At 59.0% G+C, this 17,793-nt stretch carries 17 protein-coding genes; 7 read left to right on the forward strand and 10 right to left on the reverse strand.

Features of this window, described 5'->3' with window-relative positions; genetic code table 11:
- Positions 1-54 precede the first annotated feature (54 nt).
- From F7R20_RS11690 to F7R20_RS11725, 8 genes are read right to left on the reverse strand one after another with little or no spacing between them, the layout of a single operon-like run.
- Positions 55-834 carry an SDR family NAD(P)-dependent oxidoreductase gene (locus tag F7R20_RS11690; protein ID WP_003201897.1) on the reverse strand — a complete coding sequence of 260 codons (780 nt, stop codon included), beginning with the start codon at positions 832-834 and terminating at the stop codon, positions 55-57.
- 60 nt (positions 835-894) lie between these two features.
- The gene (locus F7R20_RS11695) at positions 895-2,154 is read right to left on the reverse strand and encodes a TIGR02270 family protein (protein WP_003201899.1); all 1,260 of its coding nucleotides are present in this window, start codon (positions 2,152-2,154) and stop codon (positions 895-897) included.
- 15 nt (positions 2,155-2,169) lie between these two features.
- Positions 2,170-3,036 (reverse strand): hypothetical protein, encoded by an 867-nt coding sequence (locus F7R20_RS11700; protein WP_170291493.1) that lies wholly within the window; start codon positions 3,034-3,036, stop codon positions 2,170-2,172.
- The gene (locus F7R20_RS32085; protein ID WP_003201902.1) at positions 3,036-3,953 is read right to left on the reverse strand and encodes a DUF4150 domain-containing protein; all 918 of its coding nucleotides are present in this window, start codon (positions 3,951-3,953) and stop codon (positions 3,036-3,038) included. Before F7R20_RS32085 ends, F7R20_RS11700 begins: the two co-directional genes overlap by 1 nt.
- Positions 3,950-5,014 carry a hypothetical protein gene (locus F7R20_RS11710; protein WP_003201904.1) on the reverse strand — a complete coding sequence of 355 codons (1,065 nt, stop codon included), beginning with the start codon at positions 5,012-5,014 and terminating at the stop codon, positions 3,950-3,952. The genes F7R20_RS32085 and F7R20_RS11710 overlap by 4 nt, the downstream gene beginning before the upstream one ends.
- A complete protein-coding gene (locus tag F7R20_RS11715; protein ID WP_003201906.1) occupies positions 5,011-6,153 on the reverse strand; it encodes a DUF2169 family type VI secretion system accessory protein in 1,143 nt (380 codons plus the stop codon). The genes F7R20_RS11710 and F7R20_RS11715 overlap by 4 nt, the downstream gene beginning before the upstream one ends.
- 12 nt (positions 6,154-6,165) lie before the next feature.
- Positions 6,166-6,624, reverse strand: a complete 459-nt coding sequence (locus F7R20_RS11720; RefSeq protein WP_003201910.1) for a DUF6484 domain-containing protein — start codon at positions 6,622-6,624, stop codon at positions 6,166-6,168.
- 16 nt (positions 6,625-6,640) lie between these two features.
- The gene (locus F7R20_RS11725; protein WP_003201912.1) at positions 6,641-8,866 is read right to left on the reverse strand and encodes a type VI secretion system Vgr family protein; all 2,226 of its coding nucleotides are present in this window, start codon (positions 8,864-8,866) and stop codon (positions 6,641-6,643) included.
- Positions 8,867-9,415: 549 nt separating this feature from the next.
- Here F7R20_RS11725 and F7R20_RS11730 point away from each other — a divergent pair.
- The 7 genes from F7R20_RS11730 to F7R20_RS11760 all read left to right on the forward strand — a co-directional run bounded on the left by F7R20_RS11730 (position 9,416) and on the right by F7R20_RS11760 (position 15,690).
- On the forward strand, positions 9,416-10,120 hold the full coding sequence (locus F7R20_RS11730; RefSeq protein WP_003201915.1) for a heavy metal response regulator transcription factor: 705 nt from the start codon (positions 9,416-9,418) through the stop codon (positions 10,118-10,120).
- Positions 10,120-11,493: a heavy metal sensor histidine kinase gene (locus F7R20_RS11735; RefSeq protein WP_003201917.1), complete on the forward strand. Its 1,374-nt coding sequence runs from the start codon at positions 10,120-10,122 to the stop codon at positions 11,491-11,493. Before F7R20_RS11730 ends, F7R20_RS11735 begins: the two co-directional genes overlap by 1 nt.
- A gap of 128 nt (positions 11,494-11,621) precedes the next feature.
- Positions 11,622-11,882, forward strand: coding sequence for a DUF2790 domain-containing protein (locus F7R20_RS11740; RefSeq protein WP_003201919.1), 261 nt, complete (start codon positions 11,622-11,624; stop codon positions 11,880-11,882).
- A gap of 45 nt (positions 11,883-11,927) precedes the next feature.
- Positions 11,928-12,974 (forward strand): oxidoreductase, encoded by a 1,047-nt coding sequence (locus tag F7R20_RS11745; protein ID WP_003201922.1) that lies wholly within the window; start codon positions 11,928-11,930, stop codon positions 12,972-12,974.
- Positions 12,975-13,044: 70 nt separating this feature from the next.
- Positions 13,045-14,367, forward strand: a complete 1,323-nt coding sequence (locus F7R20_RS11750; protein ID WP_003201924.1) for an NTP/NDP exchange transporter — start codon at positions 13,045-13,047, stop codon at positions 14,365-14,367.
- Between the two features lie 71 nt (positions 14,368-14,438).
- A complete protein-coding gene (locus tag F7R20_RS11755; protein WP_013693381.1) occupies positions 14,439-14,939 on the forward strand; it encodes a lipocalin-like domain-containing protein in 501 nt (166 codons plus the stop codon).
- 115 nt (positions 14,940-15,054) lie between these two features.
- A complete protein-coding gene (locus F7R20_RS11760; RefSeq protein WP_003201928.1) occupies positions 15,055-15,690 on the forward strand; it encodes a hypothetical protein in 636 nt (211 codons plus the stop codon).
- A 43-nt stretch (positions 15,691-15,733) separates the two neighbouring features.
- Here F7R20_RS11760 and F7R20_RS11765 read toward each other — a convergent pair whose 3' ends face one another.
- Positions 15,734-16,279, reverse strand: a complete 546-nt coding sequence (locus F7R20_RS11765) for a hypothetical protein (protein WP_003201930.1) — start codon at positions 16,277-16,279, stop codon at positions 15,734-15,736.
- A gap of 96 nt (positions 16,280-16,375) precedes the next feature.
- The gene (locus tag F7R20_RS11770; RefSeq protein WP_003201933.1) at positions 16,376-17,791 is read right to left on the reverse strand and encodes an amino acid permease; all 1,416 of its coding nucleotides are present in this window, start codon (positions 17,789-17,791) and stop codon (positions 16,376-16,378) included.
- Between the last annotated feature and the right edge of the window lie 2 nt (positions 17,792-17,793).

The raw sequence follows: 17,793 nt of genomic DNA on the forward strand, positions 1-17,793 counted from the left end.
TGATCGGTTCACCCTTGCCGGTGCCATGGCGAATGCCTGGGAAGCCTAGTCAGATCAAGGAGCCTTGTTCTCGACCAGGCAATTTCCGCCATCCACCACGATGACTTCGCCAGTGAGGTAGCTCGCCTCTGAAGAGGCAAGGAAAGCCACCAGTGCAGCGACCTCTTCGGGACGTCCGGCGCGGCCCATCGGCGTGTATTCGGCCGCTTTGGCTTCCTCTGTAGTGGTCGATCCTGTGGTGATCCAGCCGGGAGCGACGCTGTTTACGGTGATCCCTTGCTGGGCGACTTCCAGCGCCAGGCTCATGCTCATTCCGACCATCGCGGCCTTCGCGGCGCTGTAAGCCGCTTCACCGGGGTTGCTGCAGCGGGTGCCGGTAGTGGAACTGATGTTGACGATGCGCCCGTAGCGACGCGCCCGCATGCCGGGCAGAACAGCCCGTGTAAGCAGAAAGGCCGTGGTCAGGTTTCGCCCCAGCGTCAGGTTCCAGGTGTGCAGATCCATGCTTGCCAAGTCGGAAAAAAACTCCGGGCTGCCTTGCATGGCCATGCCCGCGTTGTTGACCAGGATATCGATCTGCCCCCAGAGGGACTCCGCCCACGCCATGAACTCACGTACCTGGTTTTCATCGGTAAGATCGAGGGCCCGGCCTTCGACTTCGAACCCTTCGGCGCGCAGTTCTGCGACTCGATCATTGATTCGCGCACTGCTGGCGGTGACGATCAGTCTGGCTCCCGCCGCGCCAAGCCTGCGGGCGATCGCCATGCCGATTCCGATCTCGCTTCCAACCCCACTGATGAGTGCCACAGGGTTCTGTCCAACTGCGTTTGGCATGGTGCCTCCAGAGGGGGGTAAGTGATTGCCAGGCGCCGGCGCGCTATATAAACATCCGGATCAACGCCCGAATACCGCCGTCATCCCCAACAACCGCTTTTGCCGCCAAGCCGGTGCACTCGTGGGGAAAAGCACTTCGTTTGGCCGATAGCGGGCGATGCCGCAGGCAGCGGCGATGCGCTGGCGTTGCTGGCCGTGGATAAGGGCTTGCTGAAAGCTGTGTTCGCTATGGGCCAATCCCAGCATATAACGAGTACCTGCCGGGAAGTGTCCGCTATTGGCTTGCCACCATCTTTCGATTGCCTGCGGGTCGGGCCAGGGCAGGTTTTCATCGGGGTCCATCGCGACATTGGGGTCTTCAGGGTCATCGTTCGGGCCCGCATCGAAATCCGGCAAGGCCTGCTGTTCCAGGTCGAGCAGCGCCAGGTCTGCGCCGGTGATCAGGCTAAAGGTTTCACCGGCGACCCGGGCATAGGGCAGGTCGCTCATCTGCTGGATCAACCACGGTACGCAGACCGGATCGCCCAGCAGCCCAAGGGCTTGGATGCCGATGCGCCGATCCCTGGGATCCTGTACCCACTGGCGTATCCAGGCGACGCTGGGCTCGCGTTCCTGCCAGGCCAGCAGTACGCAGAGCGCGCGGTACTGGAACTCGCCCGGTTGTTCGGCGAATTGTCGCAATGGCTCCAGGGCTTGCTCGTCGCCCATCTGTGCGGTGGCCCAGTTGGCCCAGAAGCGCGTGGCCGCATTCTCATGTAGACGATGGGTACGAATCGTCTGTAACAGGTCACGTCGGCGCAGTTCACCCGCCGTGCGTGCGGCACGTGCCAGCACGCTGGGGTCGGCGTGGGACAGTTCGGTCAGCAGGATAGGGCCGGGATCGTGGCGATGCATGCCGCAGGCTGCCAAGCCAAGGCGACGGAACAAAGGCTCGGGGGAGGCGAGCATGCGCTCGATCCAGGGCGATACCCGTTCCCAGTCGAGCCACCCCAGGGCCATCAGGTAACCTCGTTCAGTTTCCGAGGCACTTCTTAAGTGCTCGCTGAGCAGCGACAGCCCCTTCGCATTGGCCGCCTCGAAGGCCAGCAGCACACTGGCGAACATCTCGCCGACGGTGTGCGGGCCGAGCTGGGTCAGCAGAGTCTCCAGGCCTGTTGAGCCAGCAATGCGCAGACCATCGAGATGAGCGTCGATGCGTTCGTCCAGTTTGCTGAGGTCGTCAAGGTCATAGTGGGGCGCGCGCACGGCGTGATCGTGCAGGAGGATGAGGAAGCAAGCTTCTTCGGCGTGTTGCTCGATCATTGATGAGATGGGGACCATGACGTCTCTGTCTTGTTACGGCACCAGGTTTCCAAAGAAGTAACGTTTACCGACTTCGAAGTGCAGGGGAGAGGCCATGTACCGGTCCAGGACAGCGGCCGCATTCAGCGGTTGGAACTCGCCGTTTTTTCCGTAGAAGCTGGAACAGTCGACGCCGGAATACACCTCGAATTTACGCCTCCAGATAAGAAAGTTGCTCCAATCGATCCATTCGTCAGTGCCTGAAGGAACCAGGGACTTTCTCATGACCCAGACTTGTTTGTTCATGTCGACGGGCATCCCCCCGGAAATTGAGCAGCGATCGCTGCCATAAGCGTTCTGCAGTTCGCTAAGTCGTGAATCGACAGCCGCTTTGTAATCGACTTCGTTCAGGCCACTGTCAAAGAACTCGGGCTCGTTTTCGATGGGGTCAAGAAGATTGGTTAAATTGGCTTCCACGGCGGCTCGGTCGGCCCGACGTGCAAACGTACGCCATGCCTCAACCATGAAAGGTATCAGCCAAAGCACACCAGACCACTGGGCTGCCAGGCACGCCTCGATGCGAAGGTAAGTGGGGCCTTCGAGTATGAGCTCCGCAAGGAAATCCAGGTCAGTGTCGAGCCCTGCATCAGCGGTCAGGCCGAGGCAGGCCGATACCAGCGTTGGATCGCAACTGGGTTCCACTATCCATTTGCGCAGTTGGGATACGTGGCTGTAATCGCCATGCTTGGCCTGTTCCAGAATCGCAGCAAGTGCAATCCACGGGTCATTGCTCATCCATCCGTCAGGTGACAATACTTCTGCCGGAGCGGGGCCACTGTAGTGATATCCACGCCCCTTCCAATAGAAGCTGTCTTGAAGGAAACCAGGTCTTTGGGTGTGCTTGTAAATAGAGGCTTTCATCATTCGGGCCTTGGAAAACTATTGATGCGTGTTTCTTGAAGTGCACTCAGCTCTCCTTCGAGCTTCTCACACTTCTTGCCAGTAGGGGCGAGATTCCCTTGCCCGGCCGGACAACCTCCGGCCGCCTTGGGGACTCTATGCGCCACCGGCTCTCCCTGGCCCACTTCTGTTTTCCAACGCATATAGCCTGGTCTGTTAATCGCCCAATCATTTTCAATGTTGGCTTTCTCTCGTTTGCTCGTTACGTAGTACTTATTGCAGCCGCTCGGTTGCTTTCCGGCGGGTGGCAACAGGTGCCTGCACTTGGGGTTGGCCCGGACTTTGGCAAGCACGGCTGCATTCTTGGGATTTTGTGCGGTGCCGTAGAATTGCTCCTCCGTCATGTACTCCCCGTTCGCTTGAGCCTTGGAGTGCGCCGCGCCGCCGCAACATTCACATTTGTGTTTGCCCGGCACCTTGGCGTCTTGTTGCACCGGACTGTATTTGGCGGTGTTGACCATGGGCACAGCCGCATTCGCTGCAGGGCTGGCATGATTCGATGTGGTGAGATCGGTATGTCTGTCTACGTTCTGGCCTTCGAAAAGAACATCCATTGACCATGAGACAAAATAGGTCTTGCCGGTGATGACGTGAGTGATGACACCGGCACCCTGGCTTCTTGTGGCAGCTTCATCGCCCAGCGGTGAGGTTTTATAGAAGGAGCGATTTTTTAACATGATCTCCTTGTTTTCGATCTTGACGGTCTTGCTGCCTTTCTTCATGTCCTTGGAAAACGAGGTGTCTGGATAGGGCACCGGGATTGGCCCTCCCGGAGGCGGTGGTGGCGTCAGGCAGACATCCGGGAACGCCGCGATGACCTTGCCTCCACCCGCTTTGCAGGCAATCTCATCGCCATTTGCGTAAACGTCGCAGCTCATAGGTCCCCCTCTGGCTGGCTAAGGTCGCGCACAACGGCGGCGGCGCGTGCGCCGGCCAGGGCACTGCTCAGACAGATCGCGGTGGTTCCCGGTGCATAGCCTTTGCGAAACGCCTGGTCGGCGAGTATCAATTGGACGATTCCAGCAATGGCCCCGGTGTCACCCATGGCCTCTGCCCAATGCCACAGTGGCTGATCCTCTTTTCGGACTGTCCGAAAAAGCCGGGCCTCCATCAACGGAAGTTCCTTGAACCCGTATTGCTCTCCCGTGACATCGGACAGGCGCAGGTCAATTTCATGCAGACCCAGTTTGGCCTGTGCGAGCGCCGTACGAGCGGCGTCGGTCAGCCCGCCTGCCCGCAGGGGTTTGCTCGACAAAAGAGGCGCCTCTTCTTGCCCAAAGCCCAGGCCTGAGATTTGCAGGCAGGTACCAGGTTGCCGATAGGCCTGAATCAGGATGGCCGCGGCCCCTTCGCCAGGAAACAAGCCGTCATTGTGAGTCGCCGTTTTCAGCCGGCGATGTTCGTCCAGCCACTGCAGCGTCAAGGCGCTGAGCAGCGAATCAACACCCGCCACCACACAGGCGGGAACCCGTGTTTCCTGCATTAATCGACTGGCTTCATGAAGGGCATGCATGCCGGCAACATGGCCAGAGGGGATGACCCTGGAATGCGTTGGATGGAACTGTATGCCCAACTTGGAAGATACGTCCTGTATGACGGCCTGGGCTATTTCCCTGATATTGATTCCGGGGCGCTCCGGTTCAGCCAGGCACAGGAGAAATGGCACTTCTGTCCAATCCAGCTTCGGCGCACCCTGTATCAACTCGACCAGTGCATGCATCATGAGTCCGGACATGCGCGCTGCTGCCGGCAGAGCCAGGTCAAGGCTGGGCACAGCCGCGCCGATGATGGGTTCGCACGCGTTGTCAAAAAACGGCAGCTCCTGGAGTGCTGACAGCCCGGCGCGCTTGGCAGCACAGGCGCTGGCGACGCATAAGCCCACGGGACACGCCATGCCCATGCTGGTGATGAAGAGGGCGTGTCCCTGCATGGAGGTCATATCTCCTCTTCCGCGGGAGGATAGGCTTCCTTAGTCCACGCGATGAGTTGAGCCAATGACTTGAAGTGTTGTTTTCCTCGCATGCGTTCTTCGTTGGCCTTGGCCTGTTCGAACTGATCGGCGGTTTGCCCGACGATGACCTTGGCCACCTCCTTGATGTTGCGCCCGAGGGGCGAAGAGGCTCGCCATGTCAGCGTCAGGCGATTCGCGTCAGGTTCAAGAATGACGGTGTCGACCACGGCGGCTGCTTCCCGTGTGCTGTCGTCGTGAAAAACGACAAGCACCGCTAGTTTCAGGTTTGCCGGAAGCCTGAATGCCGAGCGGCCTTTATCGCTCAGATTAAGCAGCGCGACTTCTTCGCCCCCCCGGGGATAATCGATTTGCTGGTCCTCGGGTGCACATTGGAAATAGCGCAAGTCAAAATCTTCGGGAAGGAATGGAAATTGATGATCAAGCCACGCCTGATCATAGGTGCCGGCCCATTGGATACGCTGCCGCCATGCTCGACCAATCGGGCCAAATGCCATTGGCTTGTAATGTTCGTGGGGGGCGGTGACCGGCCTTTCCAGTTCTTCGGTATTTGGGAGCGGCAAGCCATTGGTCTGGGCACTGTTTGCTGCGGGGTAAAATCCGGCTCCAACCGGGTTCCATGGGTACCATTTGTGTTTGGCCGGGTCTGCATGCGTGCGATCCGCGCCGCCAAAAGCCTGCGCGTAGGTAATCGGCATTGTGGTGAATGGAACAGGTTTGCTTATCGAGTGTGAGAGGGCGCTGTCCTCATAGATTCGTGCCCCAATCACTTTGAATGCTTTGACGAGAGTCCCCACTTTCAGCGCTACGTTCACCTCCGTCGCCGGCTCTCCATTGGGGGCGTGGCAGTGACCATTGAGCAGGACATCGCAGCGGGGCTTGTGCAGCGCAAAATCGTTTTCGTATAACGCAGCTGATTCACTCGGTTCACCTGGGAATACGTCGGCCATGATCAACGGAGCCTGTTGTTCGAGCAGGCGCGGCGCATGTCCAGGGTGATCTGGAATGCCGTAGGTTCCTTTCGCCACCACGACCAGCCATTCACGGCCCGTTTTATCGGTTGAGGTCGTATAACCGCCGACGAGGCGAGTCTTGTTTACCAATTCCATGGCGTCATTGCCTCAGTTGATCTGCACCGAGCCGCCCTTGATGCGGTTCACGCCGGATGACCGGTTCGAGAGATAGGTCCCTCGAATCAGCACCTTGCCCTCGCGGGTGAGGGTGATGCTGGCCTTGCCGCAGCGCAGGACGATTTCCCGCTCCGCGGTGAACTCCAGGCGTTCGCCGTCCAGGTGGGCGACGGCTGGCGTTGTGGTTTGCGGCAGACGCTGGATGCGACCGATCACCAGCGGACGGCTCAGGTCGCCGGCCTCGAACATCAGCGCGACCTGGGCGCCGATGTCCTCGCGGCTGAGCGGTGTGGTGGTGCGCGCGGCGAGGCCGCCGTCAGCAGGGCAGCCGGGAAATGCCACGACCGGCGCGTCGGCCTTGGGCACATCCAGCAACAGGCCGATCACGACGCCATCCACGCGCGTCGGCGCGGCAGTGGAGGAGGAGGGCAGGTAATATTCGACGGTCATCGCACACGCTCCATGACTAGTTCTGCAGAATCTTCTGGCCTTTGACGACCACGTTTTTGTTGGCCTTGATCTTGATGGCGCCAGAGCCGTCGATGGTGATGTTCTTGCCGCTGATCACGATGGTGCCGTCCTTCTTCATGGTGATGCTCGCCGCGCCCGTGGTCAGGCTGATGGAGTCGCCGGCGGTAAGGGAGAAATGCTTGCCCACGTCCAGGCTGTCGTTCTGATTGATGTTGGTGGTGCGATTCTGGGCGACGTCGCGGGATTCGTTCTGGCCAATCTGGGTGCTCTGGTTGCCGTTGATCTCGATGCCTTCGTTGCCCTGGACCGTTTCGTTACGGTTGCCGCTGATGCTGATCGTTTCGTTGCCGCCCACGTCTTCGGTGCGGTTGCTGGCGATGCTGATTTTCTCGTTGGCACCGACTTTTTCCGTGCGGTCCGCGCCGATGGTGATGGTCTCGTTACTGCCCACTTTCTCGGTGCGATTGGCGCCAATGGTGATTTTCTCGTTGCTGCCAACATCCTCGGTGCGGTTCACACCGATGGAGATGGTTTCGTTATTGCCGACCTTTTCCTTGCGATCCACACCAATGGTGATGGTTTCGTTGTTATCGACGGTTTCGGTGCGGTCGTGTTTGACATGCACGGTCTCGTCGTTGTCGATGGTCTTGCGGCGATCATGGCCGACCCAGTGGGTTTCGTCGTTCTCGACCTCGATGTCCTGGTTCTTCTCGGCGTGGATAAACAGTTGCTCCGAGCCTTTCTTGTCCTCCATGCGGATTTCATTGAAGTTGGCCGGTGAACCGCCCTTGCTTGAACGACTTTTCACCCCGCTCTGGGTGGCATTGGCCGGCAATCCGTAGGGCACGGTCTGTTCAGCGTTGTAGACGCGGCCAGTGATAATCGGCCGATCCGGATCGCCCTCGAGGAAACTGACGATCACTTCCTGACCGATCCGCGGGAGCTGCACGGATCCCCAGTTCTTGCCGGCCCAGGCCTGGGACACGCGAATCCAGCAGGAGCTGTTTTCGTTGGACTGGTCATGGCGATCCCAGTGGAAATGCACTTTGACCCGGCCATATTGGTCGGTCCAGATCTCCTCGCCACTGGGGCCGACCACCACGGCAGTCTGCGGCCCGCGAACAATGGGCATGGGGGTGAGGGGGAGAGGGCGGAAGACTTGGCTGGCATCCATGCAGTCCAGCTCGCTGACGAACTGTTCAGCGACGTCCGACTGGCCGCTTTCATAGGCATCCTGACGGATCTGATAACGGGCGGTCACCACCAGGTATTCACGGTTCTGGTCGGCACGGTCGTATCCCGTCAGCGTGAACACATGACCGCAACCGATTCCGCGGGCGCGACCGCGTAATTGCACACGCTCGAATTGGCTGTGAATGGCTTCGATGCGGGTACGCGCGTAGTGATCGCCATCGTTGCTCTGGACGTATTCACCCGGGTAGTCGTAGAGCGGGTAGTCGGCGTTGGTGTGGTTGCGCGGCACGCTGGAGCGCACCTCAAGACTGGCGCGTGGGCGCAGGAAGTCATAGTCGTTCAGCGCCAGCGAACCGGGTTGGACTTCCCGCGCCAGTTGCCAGTCGTAGAAATGATCGCGCTCGCGCATTTGCCGATCAGGCGGATAGAAGGGCACCGAGGCGTAGTCTGGCGCCGTGGAGTGGGCGCCATAGGCGTCGGCCAACACCAATACATGGCGCGCCTCTTCATGGCGAAAGTAGTAATAGATGCCTTCCTGCTCCATCAACCGACTGACGAAGTCGAAGCTGGTTTCGCGGTACTGCACGCAATATTCCCACTCGCGGTAGCTGCCGCTCAGGCTGTCCTCGAAATCGGAGAAACCGAGGTCGCGGAACACCTGCTTGATGATGTCCGGCACGGTCTTGTTCTGGAAAATCCGGCAATCGGAGGTGCGCGTGAGCAGCCAGAACCAGGGGCGCAAGCTGACGCGGTAACCGGCGAACTGACCGTGGCCGGTCAATTGCCGGCAACTGCAGACAATGCCGTGGAAGTAGCGTTTGCCGCCGTCATACAGTTCCAGGGTCAGGCCCATTGGCTTGCCCAGCAGCTGGTCGAACGTGATCGCCCGGTCTTCGGAGGTCAGGTCCAATTCGTAGTGGAACAACCGCCCCAACTCTTCGCTGCCTTCCATGCCTTGCAACAACAGGACATCGCCGCCGAGAGGACTGTCGACCTGTACCAAACGGTTGTTTTGCGTGATTGCCATGAACGGCTTCCTTTGGCTCGTGTTCGGGCGTCAGTTGGCCGTCGTAAAGAAGGTGGCGTCGCATGCATCGTCGTCGCCATAGGGGATGCCAGGGGGAATCGAGTCCAACAATTGCTGCACATCCACCACAGGGGGATCTCCTTATCGGTCTTGCGGTCTTCAATCAAACTGGACGTACGAGCAGATCCTTATCCTGCGGATTAACGTGTGTCTGGAGCCCGTTGGATAACGTTCCAGCATCGCCCCAAATGGGACGGATACCTGACGTCAAGATAGGTGACGGAAGGTCGTCTACATAGTTTCGTTAGCTATAACTGTAATTCCAAATTCGAATAACTCCACGAGAATGACGAACTCGGCCCTTGAAGCATTTTCTGACAAGAATGTCAGGAGGCGGTCAGCCTGCGGACACCTTCACAGCCTAGACTGGGGAAAATGTACATCCAGGCGATCTTGCAGGGGGGCTTGAAGCATCAGCACCAAGCCAAACATCGGGATCGACTATTTGATCTCCCAATTTGTGGCACCGTTTCAGAGAGGCGTTACCCGATGCGTTTGCTCATTGTCGAGGATGAAGAAAAAACCTCCTCCTACGTCCATCGTGGCTTGACCGAGCTCGGCTACATTGTCGACGTTGCCACGAATGGCATCGATGGCCTGCATTACGCGCTGGAATGGGATTACGACGTGGTGATCCTGGATGTGATGTTGCCGGGCAAGGACGGCTACGACGTGTTGCAAGGCCTGCGCCTGCAAAAGAAAACCCCGGTCATCATGTTGTCGGCCAGGGGGACGGTGGATGACCGCATTCGAGGGCTGCGCGAGGGGGCCGATGATTACCTGGGCAAGCCTTTTTCGTTTACCGAACTTGTCGCACGTGTCCAGGCCTTGATCCGTCGTCGCGCCGGTGACACGGTTGACCTGACACATTTGCGCATCGACGACCTGGAAGTCGATCTGCAAGCGCGCAAGGTGACCCGGGGAGGGCTGCGGCTGGACCTGACGGCCAAGGAGTTCACCCTGTTAAGCCTGTTGGCACGGCATCAGGGCGAGATCCTTTCCAAGTTGATGATTGCCGAGCAGGTCTGGGACATGAATTTCGACAGTGACGCCAACGTGGTCGAGGTCGCGATCAAGCGTGTTCGCGCCAAGGTAGATGCCCCGTATCCGCGCAAGCTCCTGCATACCGTCCGCGGCATGGGGTATGTGCTGGAAAGCCGTGAGGTCGATAGCAGGCAAAGTGGAACGCCTTGATGAAAAGATCGATCGCCAAGCGGCTTGCCCTGATGTTCGGCCTCGCTGTCCTGCTGATCATGTCGATCAGTGCGACGCTGTTGCGCTGTTCTTTGGACCAAACGCTCGATGAGCAGATGCAAAACGAGCTGGTCTTGCGCCATTCCGTGCTCGACCCGGTACTGGCGAAATACGATTCGCCGACATTCTGGGTCGGTTTGCGCCAGAAGCTCGACGGCTTGACGCCTGCGGATGAACGGGTGCGCTATTGGATCCTGGTTGACAACCCAGACTTCAGTTACGGCGGGGCGATGCCGGACGGGCAGGATTGGTCGAAGCGCTCCGATGGGCTGTTTACCCTCGACCTGCCTGAGCGGGAGCGTCCCATGATGGCTTTGCTCAAGACCATTCCTGCGATGGGCAACCGTCCGGAGCTGCGTTTTATCGTGGGGCTGGATTCAACGCCGTTCAGGAAGACCCTGGACCACTTCACCAAGATTTTGATCCTGACCTCGGCGTTGGGCATCGGGCTGGTTGCGCTGCTCGGTTACTGGATCGCGCGTTTCGGCCTGGGGCCGGTGAGACGACTGAGCCGTCAAGCCAATAGCCTGCCGCCGGGAGATTCGAAGCAGCGACTGGACACCGAGGCGCTGCCTGGCGAATTGCAGGAGCTGGCGGTGTCGTTCAACGGTGCCCTGGCTCGCCAGGAAGCGGCCTGGTGTCAGCTCGAAGGGTTCAATGCCAATGTGGCCCATGAGCTGCGAACGCCCTTGACCAATCTGATCGGACAGACCCAGGTGGCATTGGCCCACGGGCGCGATGTGGGTGAGCTGCAGGATCTGCTGCAGTCGAACCTCGAAGAGCTGGAACGGATGGGCACCATCGTCAACGACATGCTGTTCCTGGCGGGGGCCGAGAGCGGGCAACGGGCAACCGAGCTCAGTGATGTCTCGCTTTATGAAGAGGCGTTGAAAACGGTGGAGTATCTGGAGCCGGTCTTGCACGACAAACAGCTGGGCGTGGTGATCCAAGGTGACATGCGCGTGTGCATCGACCGACGCCTTTTTCACCGCTCCCTGGCTAATCTGATACAGAACGCGGCGCGCTACGCTGTGCCGACCAGCACGATCACGGTGAGCCTGGTCAACCACGGCATGCAGGTCGAGGTGAGCGTTTCCAATGCCGGAGAGCCCATCGACAATTCGCACCTGGAGCGTTTGTTCGAGCGTTTCTATCGCGCCGACACCGCCAGGGCGCGAAGCGATGCGCACCATGGCCTGGGCCTTTCCATCGTGCGGGCGGTGGCGTCCATGCACGGTGGCCGCGTGTTTGCCCACAGCGAGAATGGGCTCAACACCTTCGGATTCTCCTTGATGAACCAGGCGGCGCCTTAGTCGTCGCCTGCGAGTAAAGTCTGCCCGCGTTTGACATCTTCCCGTCAGCCAGCAGTCACCTTGACGTCAGTCGCCCCCGCCTAGAGTGCTACGACCATCCCAACGAGGACTGTGTCGTGGAGCCCACTATGAACATTCGAAACCTGTCGATTGCCGGCCTGCTGGCAGTCATCTCCTTGAGCGGTTCACCGCTGCTCGCCAAAGAACAATCGCAGTTTCCGGCCTACGAATATGGCATGCCGCTGGACATCGCCAGGGTCATTCATATCGAGGCGGCGACATCGCCGGTATGCGAGGTCGTGCCAGCCAAGATGACCTACTTGAACACCCAAGGGGTAAAGAAACACGTCAGCTTTCTGCAGTTGGCTGAGGCGTGCTCGACACAGTGACCGTCCGGCGATGCCGGTTCATTTCTTCAGACAGGGACCATCACCATGTGGAATAGCACAACAACACCCACCATTGGCCGCATGAGCCGGCTTGGAAGACTGGCTCGAATCCTCGCTGCGGGCGTCGCGCTGCTCAGTGCGGTGAGTATCGAAGCCTCCACTCGCGTTGCACCGAAACCAGACTGGTCGACCGGCGACATACCGTCCCAAAAAGGTCGAATTGTCCTGATCACCGGTGGTACCAGTGGCATGGGCTACGAGGATGCGCTGGCCTTGGCGCGTGCCGGCGCCGAGGTCATCATCGCCGCGCGCAACCCGGAGCGCGGCGCACAGGCCATTGCGCGTATCCGCGAGTCCGAGCCCGACGCCAAGGTGCAGTTCGAGAACGTGGACCTGGCTGATCTTTCATCTGTGCGCGACCTGGCCCAGCGTCTCAATCAGCGGCTGCCACGCCTTGATGTGTTGATCAACAATGCCGCCGTCATGGCGCCGCCCGAGCGAGGCACGTCCGCCGATGGCTTTGAACTTCAGTTGGCCACCAACTACCTGGGGCACTTCGCGCTGACCGGCCTGTTGGTGCCGCTCTTGCGTCAAAGCGAGGATGCCCGCGTGGTAAGCCTGTCCAGCATTGCTGCGGCGCGCGGCGCGATGAATCTTGATGATCTTCAGAGCGAGCAGAAGTACGACCCGTACGCCGCCTACGCGCAATCGAAACTGGCCGTCTTGCACTGGGCATTTGCCTTGCAGCGGCGCAGTGATGCCGAAAACTGGGGCATTCGCAGCATGGCGGCGCATCCCGGCGTTGCCGTTACCGAGTTGGTCGCACGGGGGCCAGGCCTCGACAGCGAGTTCGGTCGGCGCTGGGCAAAGGACCGTGACGCGTACCACTCAGCGGCACAAGGGGCGTTGCCCACCTTGTATGCCGCCACGGCTGCGCAAGCCGTGGGTGGGGCTTATTACGGCCCGACCGGTGACGATGAAAGACGCGGTCCGTTGGGGTTCGCCAAGACACCGCCCGCCGCGAGCACGGAGGCGGATGCCGAGCGGCTCTGGGTTGTCTCCGAGCGTTTGACCGGCGTGACCTATCGCTGATGCCACCCAGGGCGCGGGCATCCGTCCTGCGCTTGACCATTGCCTTGTTGCCGTCTCCCCGGAGTCCCTTATGAGTGCGCCGTCCTATTTGCACCGGCTGAGTTTCGCCCTGAACGCCCGCGACGGTGAGTTGCGTCCGGCGCTGTGCGGGTTCCTGCTGTTCCTTTGTCTCTTCACCGGTTACTTCATGCTGCGCCCAATCCGTGAGTCGATGGGTATCGCGGCGGGGGTGGAGAACCTGCAATGGCTGTTTACCGCGACCTTCCTGGTCATGCTGGCAGCCGTCCCACTGTTCGCCTGGCTCAGTTCGCGGGTGCCGCGCCTGCGCCTGATCGATTGGGTGTACGGCTTCTTCGGCTTCAACCTGTTGATGTTCGTCGAGCTGTTCCAGTTCCAGCCGGACAGTGTCTGGTTGGCCCGGGTCTTTTACGTCTGGATCTCGGTTTATAACCTGTTCGTCGTATCCGTGGCCTGGAGCCTGATGGCGGATGTATTCGACAGCGAGCAGGCCAAGCGGCTGTTCGCCTTCATCGCCGCAGGCGCCAGCGTCGGCGGCCTGCTGGGGCCGACCCTGAGCGCGCTGCTCATCGGTCCTCTCGGCGCCTCGGGGTTGATGCTGCTGGCAGCCTTGTTGCTCGGTGCCACGCTGGTGTTGAAACGGGCGTTGATGGGATGGCGCGAAACGGGCGGTGCCGGCCGTCCGGGCGCTGCGCCGACGCAAAGCCCTCGGCAGCCATTGCACGGTAATCCGTTCAGCGGGTTGACGGCGGTGCTCAGGTCACCTTACTTGCTGGGGATCGCCGGCTTCGTGGTGTTGTTGGCGACGGTCAGCACCTTTCTCTATTTCGAACAGGCGCGCCTGGTGGCCGAGCACTATCCAGATCGCCAGGCGCAAGTGCGCATCTTCGGCACCATCGACATCATCGTGCAGGCCGGTGCGTTGCTGTCCCAGTTGTTCATCACCGGGCGCATCGCGCCGAAGCTGGGGGTGCGTGCTTTGTTGGCCATCGTGCCGCTGCTCATGTGCGTCGGCTTCCTCGGCCTGGCGTTGGCGCCGGGGTTCGCTCTGCTGGCGGCATTGATGATCGTGCGACGGATCGGTGAATACGCGTTCGTCCGACCGGGCAGGGAAATGCTGTTCGCGCCGCTGGATGCCGAGAGTAAATACAAGGCCAAGAACTTCATCGACACCGTGGTTTATCGCGCAGGTGACGCCATGAGCGGCTGGGCCAAGAGCCTGCTCGACCTCCTGGGACAAGGCGCCGGCCCGGCCGCGATAATCGGCGCCTGTTGCGCACTGCTGTGGGGCTACTTGGGCTGGCAACTGGGGAGGAGGGCGGATAATGCCACTTTGCGGGAGCTACGCTTGGCGGCCATCTCGGCCAGGGCATGAAGACCGTGCCGACCAGAATGAAACCCACTCTATTGTCTGCCGTGTCGTTGCGGCGAGGAAAGGTGACGCGGATGACTCTGAAAAACAAGGTACTGGCGATCGTAGCGGTGATTGCCTTCTCGGCGTGCTCCAGTGTGTTTGCGGGCAAAGAAAATTCCGTGGTCGGAACCTGGCGCATGATCAGTGCAACCGTTGAGAGCCAGGGCATCAAATCGAATGCTTATGGCCCCGATCCTCATGGTTGGCTCGTCTTCACACCAGAGCTGACGTTTGTCGAAGTACTCACGGATCCACGCGTGCCAGCGTTTCGGTCCAACGTTCGTGGCGAAGGCACCGATGAGGAAAACCGAGCAGCGATGGCGGGGGGCATCGGTTTTTTCGGGCGATATACGGTCGACCAGAACGGTGAGTTCACGGGCAACACTGTCGAAGGGGCTACGTTCCCGAACTGGGTGGGCGCTGTGCGCACCCGGGACGACCTGCAGTTGAAGGTCGATGGCAACCGGATGGTAGAAGATTTTCGCCGCCCGGATGGGGCGAAGGTTCACATTGTCTTTGAGCGTGTCAGGTAATTGCGAAGCGGCGCGTGTGCAATCAGATGATGGCCTTTTGCTTTTAAACGGATCCCGCTAGAATTCGTCCCCCTCTCTGTGAGCGGCATTAGTCAAATTACGCAAGGAAGTCGATATGCAATTTGCAAAAGCCATAGGCCTAGCCCTGGCCTTGAGCCTGAGTGGATGCGCCAGTTTCACCAAAGATGAAGTAGCCCCCGTGAATCTGCCTTCAATGGCCGGCTACTCGAACAAGCCGAACGTCTATGTCGATTTCGATTTCTATCAGGGCGACCCCGACAATGCCAAGGCCACCGAGGTGCCGCAGGCTCGCGACATGCTCAAGCCCGATCTGAAGCGAACCTTCGATGAATCAGGGCTTTTTGGGCGCGTGGTCTTTGACGAATTCCAGAAGCAACCAGGCGATTACAGTCTTCGATTGAAGGTCTATAACCATGCGCCAGGCGGTGGGCAAATGGTCCTGGCGTTCATCAGCGGCTTCACCTTCACGATCATTCCTGCCTTGGCAACCGACCAGTACACCATGAGCCTGGAAACCCTGGACGAGCAGGGTCAGCCGTTGGGCAAGACCAGCAATCATGATGCGATCAACACCTGGATGGGCATCTGGTTCCTGCCCCTGGCAAGTAATACGCCCAAGGCCGCCATTACCAACACCTTCAACCGCCAGGTCAATGCGCTGTTGAAGAACTGGGTCGACAACAACCGCATAAAATACTCCGCTGTCGACACCCAAACTCCACGGGGCTGACACCGATAGAAAAAGAGCCGCAATCGCGGCTCTTTTTTTTGGGTCACTTCAGCGCTTGAGTGAACTGCGGGTCGCTGTACAAGCTCTTGAGCAAGTCTTGCAGCATAGGGTTGTAGTTGTTCGCGGCCGCCGGAATGGCGATCGGACCGAAGAAACTGCTGTCCCAATCACGCTGCACGTCTTTAGTGGTTTCGTATAGAACCTGATCGCCTTTACGCAGCGTGAAGCGCGCAGCCACCTCGCCATGGCCGCTGCCTACGCCTGCAGTGAGTTGGCTCTTGACCAACTGAACCTGCAACTGCCGGTCAGCACGAGGGTCCAACAGACCGGCCTGACGGAGCTCATCGTTGATCGCGGCCTGGATGTGCAGCGGAACGCTGCCCTCGGGCGACGAAATCGGGTTCAGGCGCACCATCAGCGACCCTTGACCTGAATCCGCATTCACCTGCGTCTCGCGCAGGGGCTGCATGGGTGCATTTTGCTTGAGCTGCTGAACGTTCTGAAAATTGGGTTCATAGCGAGCCATGGTCACACCACAGCCTTGTAACAGCATTGCGCAGAACGGTAGAGCCAAGTAGAGCTTCTTCACAGCAAATCCTTATGTGCTTTTTTTGAAGACGTGATTATCGACTGATGGCCTTAAGCTATCAAGAATGAGTTGCGGTTTACGCTGCACCCAAACATCTCAGCCGTATTGACTGGCAGCTTCGGCAGCGGTTTTAGGCTTCCTGGAACAGGTCAACTGGTAAGCAATTGCCAACCATATGAACCACCCCGGCATGACCATCAACGCAATACGGGTATCAGGTCTCAATGCCAGCAGACAAAGAACAAAGCCCAGGAACGCCAGGGAAAACCAGGCCATTGGTACGCCGCCAGGCATTTTGTAGGCCGATTTCGCGTGCAGCTCAGGTCGCTTTTGGCGGTAGGCAATATACGATGCAAGGATGGTCGACCAAGTAAAAATCACCAGGATTGCCGATACAGTGGAAACAATGGTGAATGCGGTCATCACTTCAGGAACGATGAAAAGCAACAGCACACCCACGAGCATCAACAGTGTGGTGAACGCCAGACTCAGCAGAGGCACGCTATTGCTCGACAGACTTCGGAAAATCCTCGGAGCGTTGTCCTGGTTGGCCAGTCCGAACAGCATGCGGCTAGACGAAAATACACCACTGTTGGCCGAGGAAGCGGCAGACGTCAGCACTACAAAGTTGACGATACCGGCTGCCGCGGGAAAACCTGCAACCAGGAACAGCTCGACGAAAGGGCTCTTGTTGGGCGAAACCTGTTGCCACGAAGTCACTGCAATAATGCAGGCCAGTGCCAGCACATAAAACAGGATGATTCGCAGCGGAATCGAGTTGATGGCTTTCGGCAGGGTCTTCTCGGGGTTACGGGTTTCGGCGGCGGCGGTGCCGATCAGTTCGGTGCCGGCAAATGAGAAGATCGCCATCTGGAAACCGGCAAAGAAACCGAACAGGCCGTTGGGAAAGGCCGCTTGTTTATCCAGCAGGTGGTTCAGCGAAGCAGTAACACCGCTGGGTGAGACAAATGAGCTGGCAATCAGCACCATGCTGACGCCAATCAGGGTGACGACGGCAATGATCTTGATGATCGCGAACCAGAACTCCACTTCACCAAAAAGCCTGACCGTCAGTACATTCAAGGCGAACAGTGTCATCAGCATACCGATGGCGGGTATCCAGGCGGGCACATCGGGGAACCAATACTGAAAAAACCCGCCGACCACGACTGAATCACCTATCACCGCCACGCTCCAACTCAGCCAATACGACCAGCCAAGAAAGAATGCCGCGCGCGGGCCGAGGTAGGCACCGGCAAAATCCGCGAAAGTTTTGAAGTTCAAGTTCGAGAGCAGCATTTCGCCCATGGCACGCATGACGAAATAAACGAACAGGCCGATGATCATGTAGATGAGGATGATCGACGTGCCAGAGAGGGCGATGATCTTCCCGGAACCCATGAACAGGCCTGTACCGATGGCGCCTCCCATGGCCATTAACTGAATGTGACGATTGCTGAGGGTGCGTTGCAGCGCGGGCTGTTCAATCAGCCCTGAGGGAGTTGATTTCATTA

This window comes from Pseudomonas brassicacearum subsp. brassicacearum (assembly GCF_008801605.1).
Classification (GTDB): domain Bacteria; phylum Pseudomonadota; class Gammaproteobacteria; order Pseudomonadales; family Pseudomonadaceae; genus Aquipseudomonas; species Aquipseudomonas brassicacearum.

Coding starts and splice junctions, on each gene's coding strand:
- F7R20_RS11690 (WP_003201897.1), bottom strand. CDS start 834: ATGCCAAACGCAGTTGGACAGAACCCTGTGGCACTCATCAGTGGGGTT.
- F7R20_RS11695 (WP_003201899.1), bottom strand. CDS start 2,154: ATGGTCCCCATCTCATCAATGATCGAGCAACACGCCGAAGAAGCTTGC.
- F7R20_RS11700 (WP_170291493.1), bottom strand. CDS start 3,036: ATGAAAGCCTCTATTTACAAGCACACCCAAAGACCTGGTTTCCTTCAA.
- F7R20_RS32085 (WP_003201902.1), bottom strand. CDS start 3,953: ATGAGCTGCGACGTTTACGCAAATGGCGATGAGATTGCCTGCAAAGCG.
- F7R20_RS11710 (WP_003201904.1), bottom strand. CDS start 5,014: ATGACCTCCATGCAGGGACACGCCCTCTTCATCACCAGCATGGGCATG.
- F7R20_RS11715 (WP_003201906.1), bottom strand. CDS start 6,153: ATGGAATTGGTAAACAAGACTCGCCTCGTCGGCGGTTATACGACCTCA.
- F7R20_RS11720 (WP_003201910.1), bottom strand. CDS start 6,624: ATGACCGTCGAATATTACCTGCCCTCCTCCTCCACTGCCGCGCCGACG.
- F7R20_RS11725 (WP_003201912.1), bottom strand. CDS start 8,866: ATGGCAATCACGCAAAACAACCGTTTGGTACAGGTCGACAGTCCTCTC.
- F7R20_RS11730 (WP_003201915.1), top strand. CDS start 9,416: ATGCGTTTGCTCATTGTCGAGGATGAAGAAAAAACCTCCTCCTACGTC.
- F7R20_RS11735 (WP_003201917.1), top strand. CDS start 10,120: ATGAAAAGATCGATCGCCAAGCGGCTTGCCCTGATGTTCGGCCTCGCT.
- F7R20_RS11740 (WP_003201919.1), top strand. CDS start 11,622: ATGAACATTCGAAACCTGTCGATTGCCGGCCTGCTGGCAGTCATCTCC.
- F7R20_RS11745 (WP_003201922.1), top strand. CDS start 11,928: ATGTGGAATAGCACAACAACACCCACCATTGGCCGCATGAGCCGGCTT.
- F7R20_RS11750 (WP_003201924.1), top strand. CDS start 13,045: ATGAGTGCGCCGTCCTATTTGCACCGGCTGAGTTTCGCCCTGAACGCC.
- F7R20_RS11755 (WP_013693381.1), top strand. CDS start 14,439: ATGACTCTGAAAAACAAGGTACTGGCGATCGTAGCGGTGATTGCCTTC.
- F7R20_RS11760 (WP_003201928.1), top strand. CDS start 15,055: ATGCAATTTGCAAAAGCCATAGGCCTAGCCCTGGCCTTGAGCCTGAGT.
- F7R20_RS11770 (WP_003201933.1), bottom strand. CDS start 17,791: ATGAAATCAACTCCCTCAGGGCTGATTGAACAGCCCGCGCTGCAACGC.